Source organism: Thalassospira sp. ABD4_177 (assembly GCF_056160125.1).
The window spans coordinates 875,622-898,552 of sequence record NZ_JBSWWO010000001.1; the positions used below are offsets into that span (position 1 = coordinate 875,622).

At 55.6% G+C, this 22,931-nt stretch carries 22 protein-coding genes; 10 read left to right on the forward strand and 12 right to left on the reverse strand.

All coding sequences use genetic code 11. The features are described 5' to 3' along the window. Position 1: 1 nt before the first annotated feature. Genes ACXAF0_RS04030 through phnG form a run of 3 tightly spaced genes read right to left on the reverse strand, consistent with a single transcriptional unit; the run spans position 2 to position 2,258 of the window. On the reverse strand, positions 2 to 1,135 hold the full coding sequence (locus tag ACXAF0_RS04030) for a carbon-phosphorus lyase complex subunit (protein WP_475343984.1): 1,134 nt from the start codon (positions 1,133 to 1,135) through the stop codon (positions 2 to 4). Positions 1,136 to 1,137: 2 nt separating this feature from the next. Beyond that, positions 1,138 to 1,761 (reverse strand): phosphonate C-P lyase system protein PhnH, encoded by a 624-nt coding sequence (phnH, locus tag ACXAF0_RS04035; RefSeq protein WP_475343986.1) that lies wholly within the window; start codon positions 1,759 to 1,761, stop codon positions 1,138 to 1,140. Next, entirely contained in the window at positions 1,758 to 2,258 is a 501-nt protein-coding gene (gene phnG / locus ACXAF0_RS04040) for a phosphonate C-P lyase system protein PhnG (protein ID WP_475343987.1), read from the reverse strand. Before phnG ends, phnH begins: the two co-directional genes overlap by 4 nt. A gap of 133 nt (positions 2,259 to 2,391) precedes the next feature. Here phnG and phnF point away from each other — a divergent pair, with 133 nt between their 5' ends. Next, the gene (phnF, locus tag ACXAF0_RS04045) at positions 2,392 to 3,105 is read left to right on the forward strand and encodes a phosphonate metabolism transcriptional regulator PhnF (protein ID WP_475343988.1); all 714 of its coding nucleotides are present in this window, start codon (positions 2,392 to 2,394) and stop codon (positions 3,103 to 3,105) included. Positions 3,106 to 3,127: 22 nt separating this feature from the next. Here the strand turns inward: phnF and ACXAF0_RS04050 are convergent, their stop codons facing one another. Continuing rightward, the gene (locus ACXAF0_RS04050; protein WP_475343989.1) at positions 3,128 to 3,763 is read right to left on the reverse strand and encodes a trimeric intracellular cation channel family protein; all 636 of its coding nucleotides are present in this window, start codon (positions 3,761 to 3,763) and stop codon (positions 3,128 to 3,130) included. A gap of 24 nt (positions 3,764 to 3,787) precedes the next feature. After that, the gene (locus ACXAF0_RS04055) at positions 3,788 to 4,735 is read right to left on the reverse strand and encodes a LysR family transcriptional regulator (RefSeq protein ID WP_475343990.1); all 948 of its coding nucleotides are present in this window, start codon (positions 4,733 to 4,735) and stop codon (positions 3,788 to 3,790) included. Positions 4,736 to 4,839: 104 nt separating this feature from the next. On the opposite strand from ACXAF0_RS04055, the gene pcaH reads away from it, so the two are divergent. The 3 genes from pcaH to map all read left to right on the forward strand — a co-directional run bounded on the left by pcaH (position 4,840) and on the right by map (position 7,068). Then, positions 4,840 to 5,553, forward strand: coding sequence for a protocatechuate 3,4-dioxygenase subunit beta (gene pcaH, locus ACXAF0_RS04060; RefSeq protein ID WP_475343992.1), 714 nt, complete (start codon positions 4,840 to 4,842; stop codon positions 5,551 to 5,553). A gap of 3 nt (positions 5,554 to 5,556) precedes the next feature. Then, complete coding sequence (gene pcaG, locus ACXAF0_RS04065) at positions 5,557 to 6,186, forward strand: protocatechuate 3,4-dioxygenase subunit alpha (RefSeq protein ID WP_475343995.1); 630 nt, start codon at positions 5,557 to 5,559, stop codon at positions 6,184 to 6,186. Positions 6,187 to 6,318: 132 nt separating this feature from the next. After that, entirely contained in the window at positions 6,319 to 7,068 is a 750-nt protein-coding gene (map, locus tag ACXAF0_RS04070) for a type I methionyl aminopeptidase (RefSeq protein ID WP_475343998.1), read from the forward strand. Between the two features lie 112 nt (positions 7,069 to 7,180). Here the strand turns inward: map and ACXAF0_RS04075 are convergent, their stop codons facing one another. Both ACXAF0_RS04075 and ACXAF0_RS04080 read right to left on the reverse strand, forming a co-directional pair. After that, positions 7,181 to 9,373 (reverse strand): malate synthase G, encoded by a 2,193-nt coding sequence (locus ACXAF0_RS04075; protein ID WP_475344001.1) that lies wholly within the window; start codon positions 9,371 to 9,373, stop codon positions 7,181 to 7,183. Between the two features lie 204 nt (positions 9,374 to 9,577). Further along, complete coding sequence (locus ACXAF0_RS04080) at positions 9,578 to 11,023, reverse strand: MFS transporter (protein WP_475344002.1); 1,446 nt, start codon at positions 11,021 to 11,023, stop codon at positions 9,578 to 9,580. A 448-nt stretch (positions 11,024 to 11,471) separates the two neighbouring features. On the opposite strand from ACXAF0_RS04080, the gene ACXAF0_RS04085 reads away from it, so the two are divergent. Continuing rightward, a complete protein-coding gene (locus tag ACXAF0_RS04085; RefSeq protein WP_475344003.1) occupies positions 11,472 to 12,434 on the forward strand; it encodes a TAXI family TRAP transporter solute-binding subunit in 963 nt (320 codons plus the stop codon). A 74-nt stretch (positions 12,435 to 12,508) separates the two neighbouring features. Next, positions 12,509 to 14,275 (forward strand): TRAP transporter permease, encoded by a 1,767-nt coding sequence (locus tag ACXAF0_RS04090; RefSeq protein WP_475344004.1) that lies wholly within the window; start codon positions 12,509 to 12,511, stop codon positions 14,273 to 14,275. A gap of 67 nt (positions 14,276 to 14,342) precedes the next feature. Here ACXAF0_RS04090 and ACXAF0_RS04095 read toward each other — a convergent pair whose 3' ends face one another. The 4 genes from ACXAF0_RS04095 to ACXAF0_RS04110 form a co-directional block, all read right to left on the reverse strand. Further along, positions 14,343 to 14,534, reverse strand: coding sequence for a PLDc N-terminal domain-containing protein (locus ACXAF0_RS04095; protein WP_475344005.1), 192 nt, complete (start codon positions 14,532 to 14,534; stop codon positions 14,343 to 14,345). 120 nt (positions 14,535 to 14,654) lie between these two features. After that, the gene (locus ACXAF0_RS04100; protein WP_475344008.1) at positions 14,655 to 15,854 is read right to left on the reverse strand and encodes a BaiN/RdsA family NAD(P)/FAD-dependent oxidoreductase; all 1,200 of its coding nucleotides are present in this window, start codon (positions 15,852 to 15,854) and stop codon (positions 14,655 to 14,657) included. Between the two features lie 67 nt (positions 15,855 to 15,921). Then, positions 15,922 to 17,007, reverse strand: a complete 1,086-nt coding sequence (locus ACXAF0_RS04105; RefSeq protein ID WP_475344011.1) for a GGDEF domain-containing protein — start codon at positions 17,005 to 17,007, stop codon at positions 15,922 to 15,924. A 151-nt stretch (positions 17,008 to 17,158) separates the two neighbouring features. Further along, positions 17,159 to 18,175, reverse strand: coding sequence for a GGDEF domain-containing protein (locus tag ACXAF0_RS04110; protein WP_475344012.1), 1,017 nt, complete (start codon positions 18,173 to 18,175; stop codon positions 17,159 to 17,161). A gap of 198 nt (positions 18,176 to 18,373) precedes the next feature. Between ACXAF0_RS04110 and ACXAF0_RS04115 the strand changes: the two genes are divergently transcribed. Further along, positions 18,374 to 19,333, forward strand: a complete 960-nt coding sequence (locus ACXAF0_RS04115; RefSeq protein WP_475344014.1) for a tetratricopeptide repeat protein — start codon at positions 18,374 to 18,376, stop codon at positions 19,331 to 19,333. An 80-nt stretch (positions 19,334 to 19,413) separates the two neighbouring features. Here ACXAF0_RS04115 and ACXAF0_RS04120 read toward each other — a convergent pair whose 3' ends face one another. Beyond that, complete coding sequence (locus ACXAF0_RS04120) at positions 19,414 to 20,091, reverse strand: D-lyxose/D-mannose family sugar isomerase (protein WP_475344016.1); 678 nt, start codon at positions 20,089 to 20,091, stop codon at positions 19,414 to 19,416. Positions 20,092 to 20,359: 268 nt separating this feature from the next. On the opposite strand from ACXAF0_RS04120, the gene ACXAF0_RS04125 reads away from it, so the two are divergent. Genes ACXAF0_RS04125 through ACXAF0_RS04135 form a run of 3 tightly spaced genes read left to right on the forward strand, consistent with a single transcriptional unit; the run spans position 20,360 to position 22,864 of the window. Further along, positions 20,360 to 21,094, forward strand: coding sequence for an SIMPL domain-containing protein (locus ACXAF0_RS04125; protein ID WP_475344018.1), 735 nt, complete (start codon positions 20,360 to 20,362; stop codon positions 21,092 to 21,094). A gap of 51 nt (positions 21,095 to 21,145) precedes the next feature. Continuing rightward, on the forward strand, positions 21,146 to 21,970 hold the full coding sequence (locus tag ACXAF0_RS04130) for an rRNA large subunit pseudouridine synthase E (protein ID WP_475344020.1): 825 nt from the start codon (positions 21,146 to 21,148) through the stop codon (positions 21,968 to 21,970). A 6-nt stretch (positions 21,971 to 21,976) separates the two neighbouring features. Beyond that, the gene (locus ACXAF0_RS04135) at positions 21,977 to 22,864 is read left to right on the forward strand and encodes a 23S rRNA (adenine(2030)-N(6))-methyltransferase RlmJ (protein ID WP_475344023.1); all 888 of its coding nucleotides are present in this window, start codon (positions 21,977 to 21,979) and stop codon (positions 22,862 to 22,864) included. Positions 22,865 to 22,931: the final 67 nt, after the last annotated feature.

Sequence of the window (22,931 nt, forward strand, 5' to 3'; positions counted from 1 at the left end):
ATTACTCCGCGGCCTCGGGTTGGGATGTGCCATTTTCGGCGTCGGCCTTCGCCAGACGTTCCTCGACCTCGGCGCGCATGCGGCGCACCAGTTCAAGTTCGCCCTGGAAATCGACATAGTGTGGCAGCTTGATATGTTCGACAAAGCCGGTGGACTGGACATTGTCGCTATGTTCCATCACGAACTCGCTGTCCTGTGCCGGGCCCATGATCTGTTCGCCCATTTCATTGGCGCGCATGGCACGATCAACCAGCGCCATCGAAATGGCCTTGCGTTCGTTCTGACCAAACACCAGCCCATAACCACGGGTAAATTGCGGCAGCTTGGTTTTTGATCCCTTGAACTTGTTGACCGTCTCGCATTCGGTCAGTTCGATGTCACCGATATCAATCGCAAAGCCGAGTTCTTCGGGTTCGATCTCGACCGAAACAGTGCCATAGCGGATTTCACCGACGAAGGCGTGGCTGTTGGCATAACCGCGCTGGGTGGAATAACCGAGTGCCAGAACAAATCCCTCATCACCGCGTGACAGGTTCTGCAAACGCAAATCACGCCCGGCCGGGAATTTGACGGGCTCACGGGTCAAATCGGCGACGGGCGCATCGTCATCAACCGGGACTGGTTCGTCCTGAATAAGGCCTTCATAGTTCAAGATGTCATCGAGAACGCGCGGCATGTTTTCATCGACCGGGTGTTCACCGCTTGATGCTTCGGTCGGTTCTTCCCCATTGGCCATCAGGGTGAAGTCGAGAAGACGATGCGTGTAGTCAAAGGTCGGGCCCAAAATCTGGCCGCCGGGCAGGTCCTTGAAGGTTGCCGAAATGCGGCGCGACACATCCATCTCGGCGGTTTTGATCGGCTTGGAAAACGCAAAACGCGGCAGCGTCGTGCGATAGGCCCGCATCAAAAAGATCGCCTCAATCAAATCACCACGGCCCTGCTTGATGGCAAGGGCAGCCAGATCGCGGTCATAAAGCGATCCTTCGGCCATAACGCGCGTGACCGACAGCGACAATTGCTGTTCGATCTGATCGGTTTCGATTTCGGCAATGTCTTTGTCGCCCCGGCGTTGCTCGGCCAGAAGCTTGTGAGCATTGTTGATGGCGCGTTCGCCACCTTTTACCGCAACATACATGATTAATTGACCTCGATCCGGGTGGTGCGCGACAGGGCGGCGATCTGGGTTGGGCTTGCGAAAATCACATCAACGCCGCACGGAAACAGGTGATGGTTCTCTGCCCGCCAGGCATGGAAGCTTTCCGGCAAATCCTTGATCGCAAGGCTGTGTGTGTCCTTGATGCCCGGTCCCGACAGGGTCATGGACGGGCGATCGGAAATCTCTTCGACCATCAGGACCAGGGTCGCGGATTGGTCCGGATATTCTGCGTTGCCGACCGAAAGATCGGTGACGAAGGACAGGTCATCTGAAATGCGGGCAATTGCAAAGTCCGCCTGTTTGACATCCGTGCTGATCGGGGAGCCGCAATGGAACTTCAAATGATCGCCGGCGGTCTTGGTCGCGCGTGATGGCGAAAGCCACACGGTGGTATCCATATCCGCCATGGCAAGAAGGGTTGCCGTTGCAGCTTCGTTCAGGCCATCAGGCGCCGTAACAGTGACCGGCAGATCATAAATCCGACCGGGGCGCGACATGGCATCAAGCAGGGCACGAAAGACGGCGTTTGAATCAAAGGCCGCATGGTCAAAACCGGGCAGCAGGTCACTTGTCTGGGCGGTTGTTGATTGGGATTGGGACGTCATTCGTCTTCTCCGCGGACAAGGGTGAAGAAATCAACTTTGGTGGCGGCAACCTTGCGCGCATGATCGTGTTTGGCGGCGGCCTGTTCGGCGGCGAGCGTTTCGATAAAGTCGCTTTCCGATCCATCGCGCAGCATCACCGCGTCAAACAGGGCGGCATATTGCGCCTGAATGCGATCGCGTCCCTTGACGTATGAATGCCCGACGGTGCCGTCAGACAGTGTCACGGCACAGCGCGTTACCGTCATTTCACCAAGGTTAAACCGCTGTCCGGCACCACCGGCCCGACCGCGCACCATCACCATGCCAATCTGTGGTTCGCGCAGGTGGGTCCAGGTTTCACTGCGATGGTTTTCCGACCATTGTGTTTTCAGCCGGGCACGCGATGTGCGGGCCAGAACCGACATCCATTTCTGACGTGCGGCAATTTGTGGATCGGAGGGGGTGTCTGTAGTCCGGTTCTGATCGGTCTCGGCATTCGGGGCAGGGTGCGCCGTCATCAATCTGATCCCTTTTCAACTTGTGTCGACAAATTCAAAATTTGTCTAGACGTCTATACCTATTGACGTTATAAGACGATCCAGAACCAAAGGCAAAGGTCTTGCGGTGAAAGTTTTATGAACGGGGAATTTAATGGATTGGGAACCGGGTCTATCTATCTGGAAGCAAATAGAAAAGCAGCTTCTGACTGATATTGCCGACGGGGTTTTCGCGCCCGGTGACAAGATGCCGACCGAGATGGAACTGGTTCGGCGCTTTGGCGTGAACCGCCATACGGTGCGCCGTGCGATGGCCGCACTTGTCGATTCCAATGTTGTCCGGGTCGAGCAGGGGCGCGGGGCCTTTGTGCAGGAACAGATCCTGGATTACCCGCTGGGTTCGAAAACCCGCTTTTCGCAGATTGTATCGGGCCGGCATCGTTTGCCCGACAAGCGTCTGGTATCGTCCGAGGTGCTAAAAGCCAGTGCAGCCGTTGCGCAATTCCTTGATGTCAAACCGGGCACACGGGTGATTGAGCTGTTCTCTGTGTCAGAGGCCGATGGTGTGCCGCTGGCGGTGGCGACAAGTTATCTGCCGGCTGCCCGCTTTGACGGCATTGTCGAAATATTTGTCGAGACCAAGTCGCTCACCGAGGCCTTCAAGCGCTTCGGGATTCATGATTATAGTCGCAAAACCACGCGTATCTCTGCCACCCTGCCGTCATCAAGGGTTGCCAACCTGCTCAAGCAGGCGCGCAACCGTCCGGTGATTTCGACCGAAAGTGTCGATGTCGATTCCGCAGGTGTGCCGATTGAATACGGGATCACCGCCTTTTCCAGCGACCGGGTGCAGTTGATCGTTGAGTAGGCTTTATGTGGTCGAAAGCCCCCTAGTACTCCCGACCCGGTCGGGCCTTGTAGACCGGGAAACGCAGACCAAACTTGATCGCACTTGCCCGCATCGTGAAGGCGGCAAAAAAGCCGATGACGGCAATCGGCCCGCGCGGCAATCCAAGGATTGTGGTGCCGATGACATAAATTCCGGCACCGACGAGTGCACAGGTAATATAAATCTCTGGCCGCAGGATCAGCGGTATTTCATTACACACCACATCGCGCACCATCCCGCCAAAGGTTGCGGTGATCATCCCCAGAATGACGGCCACCAAGGGTGACACGCCAAGATTAAGGCCAATGGCCGCCCCGGTGACGCCAAACATCGCAAGCCCCAGCGCATCGAGCCACAGCAAGGCGACATAGCGCCGCTCCACCAGATGGGCGGTGAAGTATGTCAGGATTGCAGCGCTGATACAGCTCACAAGCCAGGTGATGTCACGGATCCAGAAGACCGGTGTTGCCCCTGTGATGACATCACGCACCGTGCCGCCGCCGATCCCGGTAAAGGTCGCGATCAAAACGAACCCCATGATGTCCATCTGACGACGGGATGCCTCAAGTGCGCCGGTAATCGCAAAAACAGCAACCCCGGCCAATTCAAGCCAATAGATGATTTCTGTAATCGTCATTGTGTCCTTTGCGGGGCCTGCCCCCTAAGTTTGCGAAACGGGTTCTTTGGTTGGCATACGCAATCGGGTTGCGACAACATCTTCAAGCTGTTCGCGCAACCAGCGATGCGATGGATCATGCTGATAACGTTGGTGCCAGCACATGAAAATCGGCAGATCAAGCGTGCGGTCCTTCAGACCGGTGACCGGCATTGGTGCACGCGCAAAATCGCGCAGGGCATGCTTGTGCAAAAGACTGGGCAAGGTTGCGATCATATTGCTTCCGCGCAGGAATTCGGCAATGGCGGTAAAGTTCGGCACCCGCAAAACGATGTTGCGATCAACGCCCTGACTTTCAAGCATGTCATCAAATTCAAGCGTACGGTTATTGCCATAGCGCACCGTGATATGGCGTGCGGCAAGATAATCATCCGCGCTTTGCGGGGTATCCCGCATATCCGGATCATAAAACACCATGTAGTGATCGGTCAGAAGGCGCTTTTGCACGATATCGATCCCTTCGGGTGGGCGGGGTGAAATCAGAAGATCACAGTGATTCTCGCGCAGCAAGGCCGGCCCCGGCAAAAGGGACGGCACCACCGTCATGCGGATGTTGGCAAGCGCACCTTCAAGATTATGAAACAGGGTCGGCAGCAAAAGATCACGCTGCAGATCGTTGGCGGCAATCGTCAGCGTCATCGATGCGCCGTCGGGTTCGAAATCCGCACCACTGGCAAAGGCCTGCATCTGATCCAGAAGAAACCGCGCCTGTTCCGCCAGGTTTTGCGCATGTGCGGTCGCCACAATCCCGCGCCCGGATTTGGTGAAAAGCGGGTCGCGCATGATGCGGCGCAATTTGGTCAGGTTGTGACTGACCGCAGATTGCGTAACACCCAGCCGTTCGGCCGCAGCCGTAACTGACCCTTCTTCGAGAACGGCCAGAAACAGACGCAGCGCATGGCCGTCCAGTTCCAAATGATCAAAGTTGCTCATGAATTACATGATAAATGATGCATTTATTTTATGCAATCGGCCGCGCAGGATGGTCTTAACGCGGACATTCAACTGTCCGGAGCATCATCTGCGGAGGAAACATCATGGAATTCTATCAGCGTGACAGAACGCTTCAGCCCGCTGGTTATACGCCGATCTACAAGACATCGGTCGCGCGTTCACCGCGCCAGTCGCTGCTGTCGCTGCAAGGGTCCTTGTCCGAAGTCACCGGTCCTGTGTTCGGGCAGAACGAATTGGGGCCGCTTGATAACGATCTGATCCGCAACTATGCCAAGGATGGCGATCCAATTGGCGAGCGCATCATCGTTCATGGGCGGGTTCTTGATGAAAACAACCGCCCGGTGCCCAATACACTGGTTGAATTCTGGCAGGCCAATGCCGGTGGGCGCTATCGCCACAAGAAAGATACCTATCTGGCGCCGATTGATCCGAACTTCGGCGGGTGTGGCCGCGCGCTGAGTGATGAAAATGGCTACTACTTCTTCCGCACCATCAAGCCGGGCCCCTATCCATGGCGTAACTACGTCAATAGCTGGCGTCCGGCCCATATCCATTTCTCGGTCTTCGGGTCCGGCTTTGCCCAGCGCCTGATCACCCAAATGTATTTCGAAGGCGATCCGCTGATCAAGGAATGCCCGATTGTCCATGTCATCCCGGACGAAGATGCAATCAACCGCCTGATTGCGCCGATTGACCTGAATGGCTCGGTGCCGCTCGATACCATTGCCTACAAGTTCGACATCGTTTTGCGCGGCCGTCGTTCGACCCTGTTTGAAAACCGTCTGGAAGGAAACTGATCCATGGTTCAGAACCTTGATTATCTCAAAGAAACAGCCTCCCAGACGGCGGGCCCGTATGTTCATATCGGGCTCATTCCCAAGCAGGCCGGTTTTGACATCTTTGAAAACAATTTCACCAACATACTGGCCGATGAGAACACCCGTGGGGAACGGATCATTATCGAAGGCCGGGTGATTGATGGCACGGGTACGCCGCTTCGTGATGCGCTGCTTGAAATCTGGCAGGCCAATGCGGACGGGCGCTACAATCACGAACTTGATCGCCAGAAATCCGGCAAGGTCGATGAAGATTTTCGCGGTTGGGGTCGGACCGGAACCGATTTTGATACCGCTGTCTATCGGTTTGAAACCATCAAGCCGGGCGTGGTTTCGGGGCGCAACAATCGCGATATGGCACCGCATATCAATTTCTGGATCGTGGCGCGCGGGATCAATATCGGTCTGAACACCCGGATGTATTTCGCCGATGAAGCCGATAAAAATGCGACGGACCCGGTGCTGAACCTGATCGAGCAGCATGAACGTCGCAAAACCCTGATCGCAAGCCGCGATGACAGTGGGCCGGTTCCGGTCTATCGCTTTGACATCGTGCTACAGGGCGAAAACGAAACCGTGTTCTTTGATATCTGATCACGCTTGATCGGATTGAAACCTCAATGCATTGCGACGGCCATCACCAGTGGCCGTCGTTTCTTGTGAAACGGTTTGTCACGGCACAGGGGTTTTCTTGACTTTGCTTCGGTGCATCGCAATAAGCATTCCATGACAATTTCATCAGAAAGAGAACTCGAACAGCTGCGCAAGATCGGGCGCATTTGTGCCCGTGCGCGTGATGTCATGGGGGCGGCCGCCGTTCCCGGGATCACGACTGCCGAACTTGACGAGATCGGACGCAAGGTTCTTGAAGATGCCGGGGCGATTTCCGCCCCTGAAAGCGAATATAAATTCCCCGGTGCGACCTGCATCAGTGTCAATGAGGCCGTCGCCCACGGCATTCCCGGGGATCAGGTTCTTGCCGATGGGGATCTGGTCAATATCGATGTGTCGGCATCACTTGATGGATATTTCTCCGATACCGGTGCCAGCTTTATTTGCGGCACGGCGAAACCCGAAATCGCCAAGCTGTGTGAAGACGGCAAAAAGGCGATGTGGACGGGCATCAAGGTCGTGCGCGACAAGGCCCCGATCCGCGAAATCGGGCTTAAGATCGAAAACTTTGCCCGTAAGGGCGGTTATACTCTGATCCGTAATCTTGCCAGCCATGGCATTGGCAAGTCGCTGCACGAACATCCCCACACCATCCCGACATGGGACGATCCCAAGGAACGCCGGGCGCTCAAGAAAGGGCAGGTCATTACCATCGAACCGTTCCTGTCACTTGGCGCGAAATGGGCACTTGATAGCGAAGATGGCTGGACGCTGTATGCCGATACCGGTGATGCAACCGTGCAGTACGAACACACCCTTGTTGTCACCGATAAGGGCTACGAAATCATGACGCTGGGCAGTTGATCCCGGCAAAAAATGCTGCACTTTATGCTGCAGTATTGTCTGCAACATAAAAGCCGCCCGAATGGATCGGGCGGCTTTTGTTTTTGGTCTGATCTGGAGTCCGGTATCGCGATCAGGCGCCGTATTTTGCCTTGGCTTCGCGCCGGCGCGCATGCAGAACCGGTTCGGTGTAACCGTTCGGTTGCTCACGCCCTTTGAAGACCAGATCACAGGCCGCTGCAAATGCGATGCTGTCATCAAAGTTCGGGGCCATGTTGCGATAGGTCGGGTCGCCGGCATTCTGTTTGTCGACGACGGCGGCCATGCGCTTCATGGTTTCCATCACCTGTTCTTCGCTGCACAGGCCATGATGGAGCCAGTTGGCAATATGCTGGCTTGAAATACGCAGCGTCGCACGGTCTTCCATCAGGCCGACATCATTGATGTCAGGCACCTTCGAACAGCCAATGCCGCTATCGATCCAGCGCACGACATAGCCCAGAATGCCCTGGGCATTGTTATCAAGCTCTTCCTGGATTTCGCTTGGCATCGGTTTGATGTCACCCAGACGCGGGATCGCCAGAATGTCATCAAGGCTTGCGCGTTCGCGTTTGCCGATCTCGTCCTGAACAGCGCGAACATCAACCTGATGATAGTGGATGGCATGCAGGGTGGCCGCCGTCGGCGACGGAACCCAGGCACATTTTGCACCGGCCTTCGGATGTCCGATCTTGGCTTCCATCATTTCGGCCATGCGGTCCGGTTTGGCCCACATGCCTTTACCGATCTGGGCAACGCCTTTCATACCGCATTCAAGCCCGATATCGACGTTCCAGTTTTCATAGGCAGCGATCCAGTATTGATCCTTCATCGCTTCCTTGCGGACCATCGGGCCAGCTTCCATGCTGGTGTGGATTTCATCGCCGGTACGATCAAGGAAGCCGGTATTGATGAAGACCACGCGGTCTTTTGCGGCACGGATGCATTCCTTGAGGTTCACCGTCGTGCGGCGTTCCTCATCCATGATACCGACCTTAAGCGTGTGCTCAGGCAGATCAATCGCCTGTTCAACAAAGCCAAACAGATCGTTGGTCAGCTCGACCTCTTCGGGGCCGTGCATTTTCGGCTTCACGATATAGACGCTGCCATTGCGTGAATTCGAAAGTTCATTGTTGCCGATCACATCATGTTTGGCGATCAGGCTGGTGACCATGGCATCAAGGAAGCCTTCCGGGACTTCGTTGCCATTGGCATCAAGCACCGCATCGGTGGTCATCAGATGACCAACATTACGAATGAGCATTAGGCTGCGGCCCGGCAGGACAACTTCATGCCCGTCCACACCCTTATAGGTGCGGTCCGGGTTAAGGCGACGCGTGATCGTCTTGCCACCCTTTTCAAACTTTTCCTCAAGCGTGCCCTTCATCAGGCCAAGCCAGTTGCGATAGGCAATGGCCTTGTCATCGGCATCAACGGCTGCGATCGAATCTTCGCAGTCCTGAATGGTACTGACGGCGGATTCCATGATCACGTCGCACACACTTGCAGCATGTTCCTTGCCGATCGGGTGGGTCGGATCGATATGGATTTCAACATGCAGGCTGTGACGGCGCAGCAGGATATCGGAAAGCTTGCCATCCTTTTCGTTGTAACCGATGAACTGCGACGGCAATTCAAGTGCGGTTTCGCTGCCATCCGAAAGGGTCACAACCAGTGTCCACCAGCCTGATCCGTCTTCGCGGACTTCGTATTTCGTGGCATCGGCATGTTTGCCGGTTGCAAGCGGGGCGGCTTCATCGAGGAATTCGGCGGCATAGGCAACAACGGCTGCGCCACGCTTTGGATTGAATTCCTTGGTCTTTTCCTTGCCGTCTTCCTCGTCGATGACGTCGGTGCCATACAGCGCATCATAAAGGCTGCCCCAACGCGCATTGGCGGCATTCAGGGCATAACGCGCATTCATCACCGGCACGACAAGCTGCGGACCCGCAACCCGGCCGACTTCCGGATCGACATGGGTGGTGGTGATATAAAAGTCATCACCTTCGGGCAGAAGATAGCCGATCTCGGTCAGAAATTCCTTATAGGCCGCCGGATCCCGCGGCTGGTCCTGACGCGACAGGTGCCATTCGTCGATCTTGGTCTGCAATTCGTCGCGCTTTGCCAGCAGCGCCTTGTTGCGCGGTCCAAGTTCGGTGACGAGTTTTTCAAAGGATGCCCAGAACTGATCGGAACTGATCCCTGTTCCCGGAATGACTTCGTTGGCCACCAGATCATGCAGAACTTTTGCAATCTGAAGGCCACCTTCTTGGATGCGTTGGGTCATGTTTTCTCTCACCAGACTTGGAACTGTTGCGGGCGATAAAGGGTCTGAGCCGACAATCATAACATGCGTGGCAATGCCAACCCGCCAATCATTTGGTCCACAACATATGGGTTGAAGCCGGGGTCGGTCCACAGCCTGTTTCAAATTTACGGGATGTTTTCCGTATTATGGAAGCCCGCCCGGTGGGTGCCGAACGGGGTCGACTTAGCTTTTCTTGTCGCTATCCGCGCCCGCTTCATCGCTGTCAGTTGCATCATTTTCTGTGTCGGTATCGGCCGGTGGAACCTGTCCGATATCGTCCGGATGTGCGGTGCCATCGGGGCTCAGGGCGTCTTCCAGATCGTGCGGATCGAACGGTTTTGTTTCTGAGTCTTCGTCCGCAGTGCTTTCATCACCATCGTCTTCGGTGGCGATATCGTCGGTAATCGGAGACAGCTCAAACGCCATGGGCGTTGTACGCGGGACGGCAACGAACTGACCCTGTTCCTCGATCGAGATACGACGGCCAAAGCCTGCGCGATACATCGCAAAGCTTGCGACCGAAACACCAATAATGGAAAACAGAACCGGCAGTGCCCATGGCCCGAAATAGCCAATCGCACTTGATCCCAGAAGCGGACCACTCGCAGCCGACCCGCCATAAATGATCAAAAGGCCGCCGGATGCCGGCACGATATCCTCGGGTTCAAGATAGTCATTCACATAGGCCACGGCCAGCCCGTAAACCGGCATGATAAATACGCCTGTGATCCCGCCCCAGACCGAGAGATTGTCACGCACAAGATCGGGCGCGATCAGCGGGAAAAGACCGCACAGCATCAAACCGACCAGAACCGCGATCATGACATATTGGCGCGGCACACTGTCGGAAAGCTTGCCGATCGGGAACTGCATGATCATGCCGCCCAGAATGACAAAGAACATGAAATAGGCGACATCATTGGTCGCAAGGCCAAGGTCGGCGGCAAAAACCGGACCGACACCATAAACCGCGCCCGAAAGCACCCCGGCACCCGATGCCGCGACAAAGCCAAGCGGCGAGATTTTATAAAGACGACGGAACGTCATGCGTTCCCCGCTGACCGCCGATGGTGGTGGCTGACGGGTGAGCGCCAGCGGAACAAGTGACAGAGACAGCAAAACAGACGCCACGGTAAACAGCTCAAAGCTGCTGACGGGCGCGCCATTCAGCAACAACTGACCAATTGCCAGACCACCAAGCGATACGGTCATGTAAATCGCAATGGTGCTGCCGCGTGATGTGTTGTCAGCTTGTGCGTTCAGCCAGCTTTCAACGACCAGATACAAACCCGAAAGGCACAGGCCGGTCATTGCGCGAAACAGCGACCAGGTAATCGGATCGACAAATACCGCGTGCAACAGCGTGATGGCCGAACCGGTGGATGCCAGTGCGGCAAAGGTCCGGATGTGGCCAACCCGGTTCACAAGGCTGGCACCCCAGATGATACCGGCGACGAACCCGATATAATAGGAAGCCATAATGATACCGGTATAGACCGGTGCAAATCCCTCGGCCGAGGCACGCAGTGCCAGCAAGGACGATTGGAGGGATGAACCACTGTTCAGGGCAAAGGCAGCAAACAATGTCGCAGACAATGCAATGATCAGGGCGACCGGCGAACGCGGCATGGTTTCCTCATATTAAGTTCGTCAGGGCGGGCACCCTGCGGCAAGGGGGTGAAACCTGTCAATCCTCGCAAGCCAATGGATCAAACCATTGGCACAAAAGTCTGCCAGTGCATCTGTGTCTTAACACCGTGACGGACAATAAGTTCCCGTCAAATTTGTTGGCTTCCTTTATGCCTGCTTGGCATGCGCGCATAGTGCCGGCTTTGCGCAACTGCCATGTGCAAAAGGCGCACATTCAGCGCCGAATTCCGCTTTGATTGTTGAAAATCGCACAAGCTGCTTGACCTTTGGGGGATTGATGCTTTCTATGGTCCGAAATCAGGCGCATTTTGCCAAAATCCTTTTGAAACGGGGTTGGTTTTTGCGTCTCGCCACCAGACTTTTGGTTCATCGGCCATAAACGGCGTTCAAGCCAGACGATGAACCCACCATACAAGGGGAGGAAACCTTGAAAATTATCCGCACACTCGGCGTGATTGCCGCCGGTATGATGGCGCTGTCCGTGGCAAATGCCGCGCAGGCCGAAACCCGTGTCACCCTGAAATCAGCCAAGGCCGCATCATCCTATTACCAGATGGCTGCCCAGTTCGCCGAGGCGATGAAAACCGGTACCGATGGCGACATCATCGTCACGGTCGAGGAAAGCCAAGGCTCGGTTCAGAACGTCATGGAAGCCATGGTGCGTCCAGGCAATTATGTCTTTACCTCCCCGCCCGGTCTGGTTGGGCTGGCTCAGAAGGGCAAAGGCCCGTTCGATGGCCGTCCGACTGAAAAGTTTGCCGACGTCCGCGCCCTGTTCCCGATCCCGTCGCTGACCATGCATTTCGTCATGCGTGCTGATTCCGGTGCGACCAGCTTTGCCGACCTTGAAGGCAAAACCGTTCTGCTGGGCAAGGGCTCATTTGGGGCGCGTGAAGGGGAAAAGTACCTCAAACTGTTTGGTCTTGAAGGCAAGGTCGATCTGGCAGACGCCGAACTGTCGAATGCTGTTGCTGCGCTTAAAAACGGTCAAATTGATGGTTTCGTGACGGCTGGTTCATGGCCGGCGCCGAACGTGATCGAGGCTGCGGCGGGCACCGATGTGAATGTTCTTTCGCTTTCCGATGATCAGCTTGCCCAAACCAAGCGCGACAAGACCGTTATTCCGGCGGGGACCTATAACGGTCAGGATGCGGACATCACTACCGCATCGCTTTCGGTTGTGGCTTTTGCCACCACCCAGATGGATGCCGATACTGCCTATGAACTCACCAAAACCTTCTGGGAGCAGAAGGCAAAAATGGGTGAAAGCTCGTCCTGGTGGAATGGTGTTACCCCGGAAATGCTGGCCAACATCAATGGCAAAATGCATGCCGGTGCGCTGCGTTATTATGACGAAGTCGGCTTTAACGTCCGCGATGATCAGCGCTGATCGCTGATCCGATCACTTGTTCAAGGCCCGGCAGAACTGCCGGGCCGTTTCTTATCAAGCAAGCCATTTACAACATGTCAGCCTCCACTCGCCCCTTCTGGATCGCCCTTGGCGCCGTTTCGATTGCCTTTCACCTGTGGCTGATCTTTTCTGGATTGGTGCCCAATCTTGTCAGCCGCCCGATCCATATGGCGCTGGCCTTGCCCTGGGCGCTGATCTTTGTTGCCAAAACCCGTGCCCAGAAAATCTCGGGCATCTTTCTGACCATTATCGGTCTCATCGGATGTGGCTGGATCGTTGCCAACCATCAGGCGCTTGGCGATCAGTATGGTTTTCTGATGGGCAACAGTCAGATCGTTCTGGCGGGTGCGTTGCTGTTGATCGTGCTTGAAATGGCACGGCGCGCGATTGGCTGGCCCTTGCCGACAGTGGCGGCGATTGCGCTTCTTTATGCGCTGTTTGGTCAACATGTCCCGGGCGAGTTCGGGCATGCGGGGCTTCCGATTGAAAGCATGCTGGGGACCCTCACCATTGCCGAAGGCGGTCTTTGGGGCAGCTTGACCGGGGTGTCAGTCAATATCGTTGCGATCTTTGTGATTTTTGGTGCGGTTCTGAATGGTGGCGAAGCCGGTCAGGGCTTCATGAATGTGGCCGGGGCTGCTGCCGGACGGCTCAAGGGCGGGGCAGCCAAGGTGTCGGTGGTGTCATCGGCGCTGTTTGGCTCGATCTCGGGGTCGGCGTCGGCCAATGTTGCCTCGACGGGGGCAATTACCCTGCCGGCCATGACCAAGCTTGGCTATCCCAAACGTCTTGCTGCGGCGGTTGAGGCCGTGGCATCAAGCGGTGGTCAGATCATGCCACCACTGATGGGGGCCGGCGCCTTTGTCATGGTGGAGCTGACCGGCAAACCCTATGTCGAGATCATGGTTGCGGCCATGTTGCCGGCCATTCTTTATTTCCTGGCCGTCTGGGTTGGCATCAATGCCTTTGCCATGCGGTTTGATCTGCCCGGTGTGCCCAAGGAAGACCGCCCGAACATGCGCGCAGTCCTGATTACTTCGGGCTTTTTCCTGGTACCTTTTACCATCCTGCTCTGGGGCATGTTTGGCGGTGGGTTTACGCCGCAATATGCTGCTTGTCTGGCGCTTTTGGCCGGGGCGGTGTTGCTGCTGCTGGATGCGGATCTCACGGTTGATCTTGCGCGCAGCAAGCAACGGTTTACCGATGTGTGTCTGAATGCCGGGCGTCAGGTGGCGATGATCGGGTCGATCATTTTGTGCGCGTCGATCGTGATCGGGGTGCTGGGCCTGACCGGGCTTGGTGTCAAGATTACCTCGCTTCTGATCTCGGGCTCGGGCGGCATGTTGTGGCCGGCCCTTCTTCTAACAGCCCTTGCCTGTCTGATCCTTGGCATGGAAGTGCCAACCACGGCGGCTTATGTCATTTGCGTCTCGGTGGCGGGCCCCGCCCTGATTGAGTTGGGGCTTGAGCCGCTTCAGGCGCATTTGTTCGTTTTCTGGTTTGCGCTGCTGTCGACCATCACCCCGCCGGTATGCGGGGCGGTGTTTATCGCCGCTGGCATGGTCGAGGAAAACTGGCTCAAGGTTGCCGGCACTGCCATGGCACTTGGCATCGGGCTTTATATCGTGCCGCTTGCCATGATCGCCAACAGAACCCTGATCGAGCTTGCCAGTGATCCGCTTTGGGCGATTGTCGCCGGGCTTAAGGTGGCACTTGGATTGACCGCAATTTCCTATGGGCTGATCGCCCCGCGCTCAGTCCTGGTGCGCGGCGCACTGATTGGTATCGGGGCCGCTGTCATTTTTGCTGCAGGCGTTTAAACAAACAAAAAAGCCGACAGTTTCCTGTCGGCTTTTTTGTCATTGAGGGAATGATTGATGTCCGGTTTTATGCGGTCACGCGGCCACTGCGCGGTCCGGCAAAGAACCAGATAATCAGACCAAGGACCGGCAGAACAACAACAAGCACAGTCCACAGGACTTTTGAGCCGGTGCTTGCACCGCTACCCATAATGTTCACGATTGCCCAGATATCGGCAATCAGGACGAGAAGTCCAAGAATTCCACCATATTCCAACATGTTCCAACCTCACATTTGTTGCAGCGGTATTTGCACCGCGCTTACAACTCAAACGGTTGGATGCCTAACTTGTTCCCGGTTTACCAAAAACGGCATACGGAACAAGGATCTGAACGGGGGTTAAACGACCTGTCCGGCGGACCAGCCCGACGACCACGCCCATTGGAAATTGAAGCCGCCAAGATGGCCGGTGACATCGACCACTTCACCGATGAAATAAAGACCGGACACGTCGCGGGCTTCCATCGTCTTCGATGACAGGGCATTGGTATCCACCCCGCCAATCGTGACCTCGGCCGTGCGATATCCTTCGGTGCCGCTGGGTGTCAGGGCCCATTGATTGACGTCCATGGCAAGTTTGCGCAGCGCCTTGTCACCGGTTTCGCCAATCGGCCGATCCAGACCGTGGGTGGATGCAATCATCTGGGCAAGCCGGTTGGGCAGAATGCGTGACAGAACCGTATGTACGGCCTGTTTCGGGTTTTCACCCTTGGCAGATTTCAAAAGATCAAAGGCATCTTCTTCCGGGTTCAGGTTGACGGTGATGGCATCACCCTCATTCCAGTAAGACGAAATCTGCAAGATCGATGGCCCGGAAAGACCGCGATGGGTGAACAACAATCCTTCGCGGAACTGCATTTTGTTGCATTGCACAATTGCATCAACCGAGATGCCGGAAAGCTCCCCGGTGCGGGCGCGCAAATCCGGATCAAACACGAACGGGACAAGGGCGGCACGGGTCTGAATGACATTGATGCCGAACTGCCGCGCAATCTGATAGCCGAAACCGGTCGCTCCGATCTTGGGGATTGATAAGCCGCCGCAAGCCACGACAAGTGATTCACAAGTCCATTGTGCGCCGGTGCGCGTGGTGACGTCAAAGCCGCCATCGTCGCGCTTCATGATGTTGGAAATCTCGGTATTGAGCTTGATCGTCACATCGGCGGCGTCACATTCATCAAGCAACATGTCGATGATCTGAAACGACGATTCATCGCAGAACAGCTGGCCCAGCGTTTTTTCATGCCAAGCGATGTTGTAGCGATTCACCAGATCAAGGAAGTCATGCTGCGTATAACGCTTGAGCGCGGATACACAGAAACGCTTGTTCTCGGAGATGAAGTTTTCCGGGCTCGTGTGGATATTGGTGAAGTTGCAACGCCCACCGCCGGAAATACGGATTTTCTGCGCCGGCTTGGCACAATGATCCACCACCACGACGGACCGCCCGCGTTTACCTGCTTCAATCGCACACATCAGGCCGGCTGCACCCGCCCCGATGACAAGAACATCAATCTTTTTCAAGCCCGTCAGATCCATTCATTTGAGTTTCGGACCTGCTTATACGTGGAAATGACCGTGTTGTCAGTGCCAGCAGCGCAATTCCCTATTGGGCCGCCATGCCTTTGCGGGTTTGCGCAGGGCTATCGTTGCCCAAAACCTGATTCTCGCTGGCGACCTGATTGCGTCCGTTTTCCTTGGCGAAATACAGCGCCATGTCGGCGCGTTCGATCAGTTTGGCGATCGGTTCACCGGGGCGGAATTCGGCAACCCCGATAGATGCCGTCACCTTGCCAATCATGGTCTTGCCGCTTTTGGACACGACCTTGTGGCTTTCGATGTAATGGCGCAACTGATTACCAAACAGCACGGCGTTGCCAAGAGATGTGCTGGGCAGGATGATGGCAAATTCCTCGCCGCCATAACGGGCTGCGGTGTCCTGGCCTTTGACATTGCGTGTGAGGGATTCGGCCATCAGTCGGATCACCTGATCACCGATCTGGTGGCCATAGGTGTCGTTGAACTTCTTGAAGTGATCGATATCAAGCAACAAAAGGCTGAGCGGTTGGCCATCCTCCATCGCGTGCATCATGCCTTCGCGCAGTTGCATGTCAAAAGCCTTGCGGTTGGCGATACCGGTCAGGCCATCGGTCAGGGCTTCACGTTTGAGGTCTTCCATATGCTCGCGCAGACGGGTGATTTCGCATGAGCTGTTGGTCAACCGGTTTTCAAGGGTGCGGTTGACACCTTCCATCTCGCGGGTGGCGCCAAGCAGGGTATGAAGCGCTTGCTCAAGATTGCTGAGATCGCGGTTTTTGTCCCCGACATAGGAACAGAAATGATCCAGCGCTTTGTTGTATTTCCGGGTGTCGACGCCGACCTTGTGAACCGTATCAAGGATACTGCCCAACTGTTCGCGCAAATCGTTGGAAATGCGTTCGATGATTTCGTTCTCGCGCTTGTCGCTGAAGAACCGGGTATGGAGTTCTTCACATTGCGCCTCATCAAATTCGCGATGATTGCTGCGCAGGATATCGATGGTGCGGCACAGATCGAAATTGGTTTTCGCGACATAGGTAAAGAAAATCTGGAAATTGTCCGGGTGTGACATCACGCCGAGCTCCGCCATCAATTTAAGGGCAGACTCGGTATAGGTTTGTGCTGTTTTGTGATTAAGCCCGTGCGCGGTCATCAATTTCCTGCAGTAGAATTATGTCGCTGAAAGTTGCGGCATTATCCTATGCAAGAGAATAAGCTAACGGTTTGATATAGGTCAGCAGTAGACCGGGATTTTGAACAAGTTTCCGTGTGGTTGAGAAGTGGCTTGGCGACTGCCACTGTGCCTAGGCACTTTCCGCGCGTACGATCGGTTGATGAAGCAGATCGTTCTGGTTCATCACAGAGTTTCGGCCGCTTTCCTTGGCAAGATACAATGCCTGGTCGGCGCGTTCGATCACGCGGGTCAGGGGCTCACCCAGCTGATAGGTCGCAACCCCGATGGAGGCAGTAATACGCCCAAGGTCTTCGTTGCGATTGATGCTTTTGAGATGCAGCACCTCAATGGATGCGCGGATATTTTCCGCCACCCGCATGGCATCTGACAGGGTCGTGGCCGGAAGGATGACTGCGAATTCCTCGCCACCATATCGCGCGGTGGTGTCGCGTCCTTTGACATTTTGCTGCAGCGTCTTGGCCAGGGTGCGGATGACCTGATCCCCGGCCTGATGGCCGTGGGTATCATTGATCCGTTTGAAGTGGTCAATATCGATCAAAAGAATACTCAGGCACTCGCCACCTTCCATCGTTGCCATGGCGGCATCGCGCAGGCTTTCATCAAACGCCTTGCGATTGGCAATCCCCGTCAGCCCGTCGGTGTGGGCTTCGCGCTTCATTTCTTCAAGATCAAGAAGCAGCTGGGTCACTTCGGCCGGGTCCTGACTGGTGTCCTTGTTGCCTTCTTTCGTGCTTTGGGCATCAGAAAGGTCGGCAACACCAAGAAGATCGTTGGCCGCCGCGCGAAGTTCAGCCGCACTGATCTGATCTTTCCCGTCAGACAGGCGACGCAGAAGGTTGGAAACCTGTTGGTGCAGATCACTTGATATGGTTTCGCGCAGAAGCTCGGCCCGGCCCGGTTCGATGAAGCGTTGATAGAGCTCGTGGCACTTCAGATCATCAAGCGCACGCTGGTTGCTGCACAGGATATCAATCAGGGCAACCAGATCGTCATTGGATTTTTCAACATAGGCAAAGAACACAGCGAAATTGATCGGGTTTGCACTCAAACCCAATTCATTTAGTAATTCCAGCGTTTCACGCGACAGGGCATACGACCGCTGTCGGTATTGTTCTTGCTGAGGCATTCCGGGGAACCTGAAGGAGCGATATCGTGGGGACTTTAGGTCTGGGACGCGTATTTAATATAAAGACTATATCAGTTTTGTCACATGCGCGTACAGAGTGTGCAGGTTGTAATTTTATTGGTTTGTTCAAGCATGTTCGGTAGTTTCAGTGATCGCGAAACGGTTCCAATCCGGACAAGAAGAAGACGGGAAGAAAAGATGCGGAAACTATCTGCTTTGATCGCTGCTCTGACGGTGATGTCGGGGTTTGTCCTTTATGGCGGTGTGGCCGTCGCGCAAAGCAACGATACATCCGACCAGACAACGGTCAATGGTCAGGTTACCGACAGTACGACCGACAACCCGGCAATTGATTACCGCCCGCTATCCGCCGAAGAACGCTCCAACATGCCGCCGCTTATGGAACGGTATGTTCTGGATGAGCTGAAAAATCTGCGCACCGAAATGCAGGGCATGCGCGCCGAATTGCTGCGCGAAGTCGTCAATCGCCAGCTTGAGGCCATCGACAAGGCGATCTCGTATTCTTCGAACACCGTGACCTACTTCTTCTATTTCGTGGCAGCGGTCGGTGCGCTTCTGACCATGCTGGGCTGGCAGTCCCTGCGCGAGCTGAAATCAAGCGTGCGTAATCTGGCCGATACCGAATTGCAGCGCCTGTCGCAGGAATTCGAAGGACGCCTGACCTCGCTTGAAAATGAACTGCTGCTGAAATCCAAACTGATCAACGACCATCAGCACGAAATCGAACGCACCCAGACCATTCATGCGCTTTGGCTGCAGGCCAACCAGTTGGGCAATCCGCGCGCAAAGATCGAAACCTATGACAAGATTCTCGAACTCGCCCCCGGCGATCCCGAAGTCATGGCCTATAAGGCGGACGCCGCCTTGCAGCTCGGTGATCGTGACTGGGCGCTAAGTCTGTGTAACCGGTTGCTGGCCGAGGAACCCGAAAGTGCCAATGGCCATTATCAGCGTGCATGCGCCAATGCGGGTCTGGGCTTCAAGGAAGCCGCCCTTGCGGATCTGCGCCGTGCGGTCGAGCTTTCTGATGCCATGCGCCAGCCGGCCTGGAACGAGGAAGAGTTCGAACCGCTGCGCGATATGCCGGAATTCACCGATATTCTCGGCAACAAGGAAGATTTACCACCTGCCGAGTAGGTCAGAACGTCAAAGTGTCCAAGCAAAAAGCCCTGCAGAATTGCTGCAGGGCTTTTTCTTTGTTGGGCGTATGACGTTGCTTAGCTGCTTGGCAGTTCGTTCCACAGCGGATGGATCGGCGCGACGTCTTCTTCGATTTCGGTAAAGCGGGCATCGCAATCAAAGAAGTAATTGTCTGTGAGGTCGTCATTAACCTGTGACACTTCGCCGACAATCACCGGGCCTTTGCCTTCTTCGCCATAGAAGCGATGCACAAGCGTGCGCGGCAGGGTCACGCTTTGACCCGGCTGCAAAACAACCTTGCCACCTGCGGGCAGGATGTTGAGCTTGCCATCGGTGCGCACGCGCACTTCGTTCTCGCGGTCCATCTGGCCATCATCGGTCAGGTTGCAAAGCTCGATCACGAGGTTGCCGCCACCACGCACGATGATGTCTTCCATTTTGACCTTGTGGTAATGCCACGGGCATTCCTGATTTTCGCCAACAATCATGATCTTTTCGGCATAGGGCACTTCGCCCGGCTGGCGCAGAATGCCATTGCGCAAGCAAAACAGGATCAGGCCGCGCTTTGCGAAATCACCTTCGCCGTAATCGGTAACGTCCCAGCCCATCTGATGGTCACGGCACCATTTCGCCAGATCGGCTTCGCCATCCCATTGTGCCGGGCTGTAATTGGCCCATTCCGGCAGTTTGAATGCGATGGATGCATAAAGTTCCTTGGCATGCTCGATACAGGCATTGATTTCAGAACGCAGCATGGATGACCTCTTGTGGGGTTGCATGTGGTGCTTGGTGCGAATGATTTGGCCGGGTTTTACCACGCCCGAAGGGTGAATGCGACAGTTTTTGAATGCATTCAAAATATTTTCATTTTGGCAGAAGTTGGAGGGCGTCGTGGCTGAATACTGCCCCGCAATCGCCGTTTTTTGCGCCAATACAATGCAGATACCGTGAAAGTCATCGCGTGCGATATCATATCTGGCATATCGCGGAATCGGACAGAGAAACTGCAAAGGAAACGGCCCCATGGCGCAATCATCGGGATTTGCAAAAGTCGTCGCGGCAATCGTTGTTGCCGGTGGATTGGCAGCATCAGGTTGGCTGGTCGGGACGGGCATTGAAAACATGCGCGCCCTTGATCGCTATGTCACAGTCAAGGGGCTGGCCGAACGTGACGTAAAGGCCGACAAGGCCGTCTGGCCGATTACCTATGTTGCGACCGATGATGTGCTGCAAAATGCACAGGCCAAGATCGATACCGATACCAGCACCTTGTTTGAATTCCTTGCCAGTCATGGCATCACGCGCGAAGCAACGGAGCTGCAAAATTTGCAAGTGACCGATCAGCTTGCCCAGTCCTACCGATCCGGACCGATTGAAAGCCGCTATATCGTCAATCAGACCATTCAGGTGCGCACTGATGACGTTGATGCGGTCGTCGCTGCGTCCCAGGATATTGGCAAGCTTTTGCAGGGCGGTATTGTTCTGGGCGGGCAGGGCTATAACCCGGGGCCGAGTTACCTGTTTACGGGTCTTAATGACATCAAGCCGGAAATGATCGCGGCGGCAACTGCCAATGCCCGCGAAGCGGCCCAACAATTCGCCAGCGATTCCGGCGGTGAGCTTGGCGGTATTCGTCGCGCAACGCAGGGCCTGTTTCAGATATTGGCCGCCGATGGTGCGCCCAACATGAACGAAGCAAGCCAGATCAACAAAACCGTTCGGGTCGTCACGACCATGGAATACCTGATCGAGGATTGATCCTGTCAGTGACAAGTTGACAGCTTCGCCAAAGGTGGTTTTATGCGCGCCATGGCGCAATTGATCCTGTTTAACAAACCTTACGGCGTTCTGACGCAGTTCACCGACCGTGAAAACGGCCGGGCAACCTTGGCTGACTATATAGATCTGCCCGGTGTTTATGCCGCCGGCCGGCTTGATCGCGATAGCGAGGGTTTGTTGCTTCTGACCGACAATGGCCCGCTTAATGCCCAGATTGCCCATCCGAAATTCAAAAAGCCAAAAACCTATCTCGTGCAGGTCGATGGCGAGCCAACTGATGCCGCGCTTGAAGCCTTGCGGCGTGGGGTTGAGCTTAAAGACGGCATGACCTTGCCCGCCAAGGCGCGCCGGATCGATGAACCGGCCGGGCTTTGGGAACGTGATCCGCCGGTACGCTATCGCAAGGCCATCCCGACAAGCTGGATCGAACTGACAATTACCGAGGGCAAAAACCGTCAGGTGCGCCGCATGACCGCTGCGGTCGGTTTCCCGACCTTGCGCCTGATTCGCCATGCCATCGGGGATTGGACGTTGGGTGGTCTCGCACCCGGCGAATGGAAGGTGATCGAGGTCGATGCACCCCAACCAACCCATCGCAGATTATCGCCCGGATCGGCCAAGCCGCCGCGCCGTAATCAATTGCCCGACAACGGCAACACCAAGACCGAGAACCCATCCGATGGCGAACGTGCTGGCGCAAAACCGGGTAACGCCCGGCGTAAGGGCGGTTATAAATCAGCCCGCCAACGTAATGCCCCCAACGATCCGGTAAACAAGGCATCGGACACTGAACAGCGTCGCAGGCCGGGTGGCGCAAAGCCCGCACGTCATCGTTCGCGCCCGAAGAAAGGATAAGCCGCCATGCTCAGTTACCTGCACGGCTTTCACGCCGGGAATTTTGCCGACATGCACAAACATGCTGCCCTTTGGCTGGTGCTTGAACACTTAGGCAAAAAGAAAAAGCCGTTCTGCGTGATTGATACCCATGCCGGATCGGGCTGGTATGATCTGGGCAGTGACCAGGCGGCCAAAACCGGCGAATGGAAAGACGGCTATGCGCGCGCAAAGGACGCCACGGACGCACCGGAAATGCTGCAGCATTTTCTGGGCTACGTCTCGGGTTTTGATCCGGTCGCCAAGGGGCGTGACTATGGCGTGCGCGAAAGCGATGACTATCGCGGTCCGTTCTATCCCGGATCGCCCTTTATTGTGCGCGATATGCTGCGCGATGAAGATGAACTGGTCCTGATGGAACTGCATCCGCGCGAACATGAAACATTGCATCACCGGGTGAAGCGCGATGCGCGCATTCATCTGCACAAGCGCGATGGCTATGAAGGTGTGGTTGGCATGATGCCCCCGGCCATCCGGCGTGGGTTGGTGCTGATGGACCCAAGCTACGATGTGAAACAGGATTATCAAAAGGCCGCCAAAGCCGTGCGTGAGGCCTGGGAAAAATGGCCGACTGCGACCTTCATGTTGTGGTACCCGGTCCTTGAAGACGGATTTGACGCGGAGCTTCGCACATCATTTGCTGCGATCAAGGCATCGGGTGGGGTTATGTGTGCCGAACTTGCCACCGATCAGGGCGGGGCAAAGGGCCGCATGCGCGGTACGGGGCTTCTGGTTGTTAATCCGCCTTGGCAATTTGATCAGCAGCTTGGCGAGATTGGCGACTGGCTTGCAAAAACCTGCAAGCTGCCGGGACCGGCAAAACATCATCTGAGCTGGCTGGTTCCCGCAGCATAAACACGCTTAGAAAAGAGGCCCCGAAGGCGTGATGCCAACGGGGCCTCGATGCGTTGGGACGCATTGG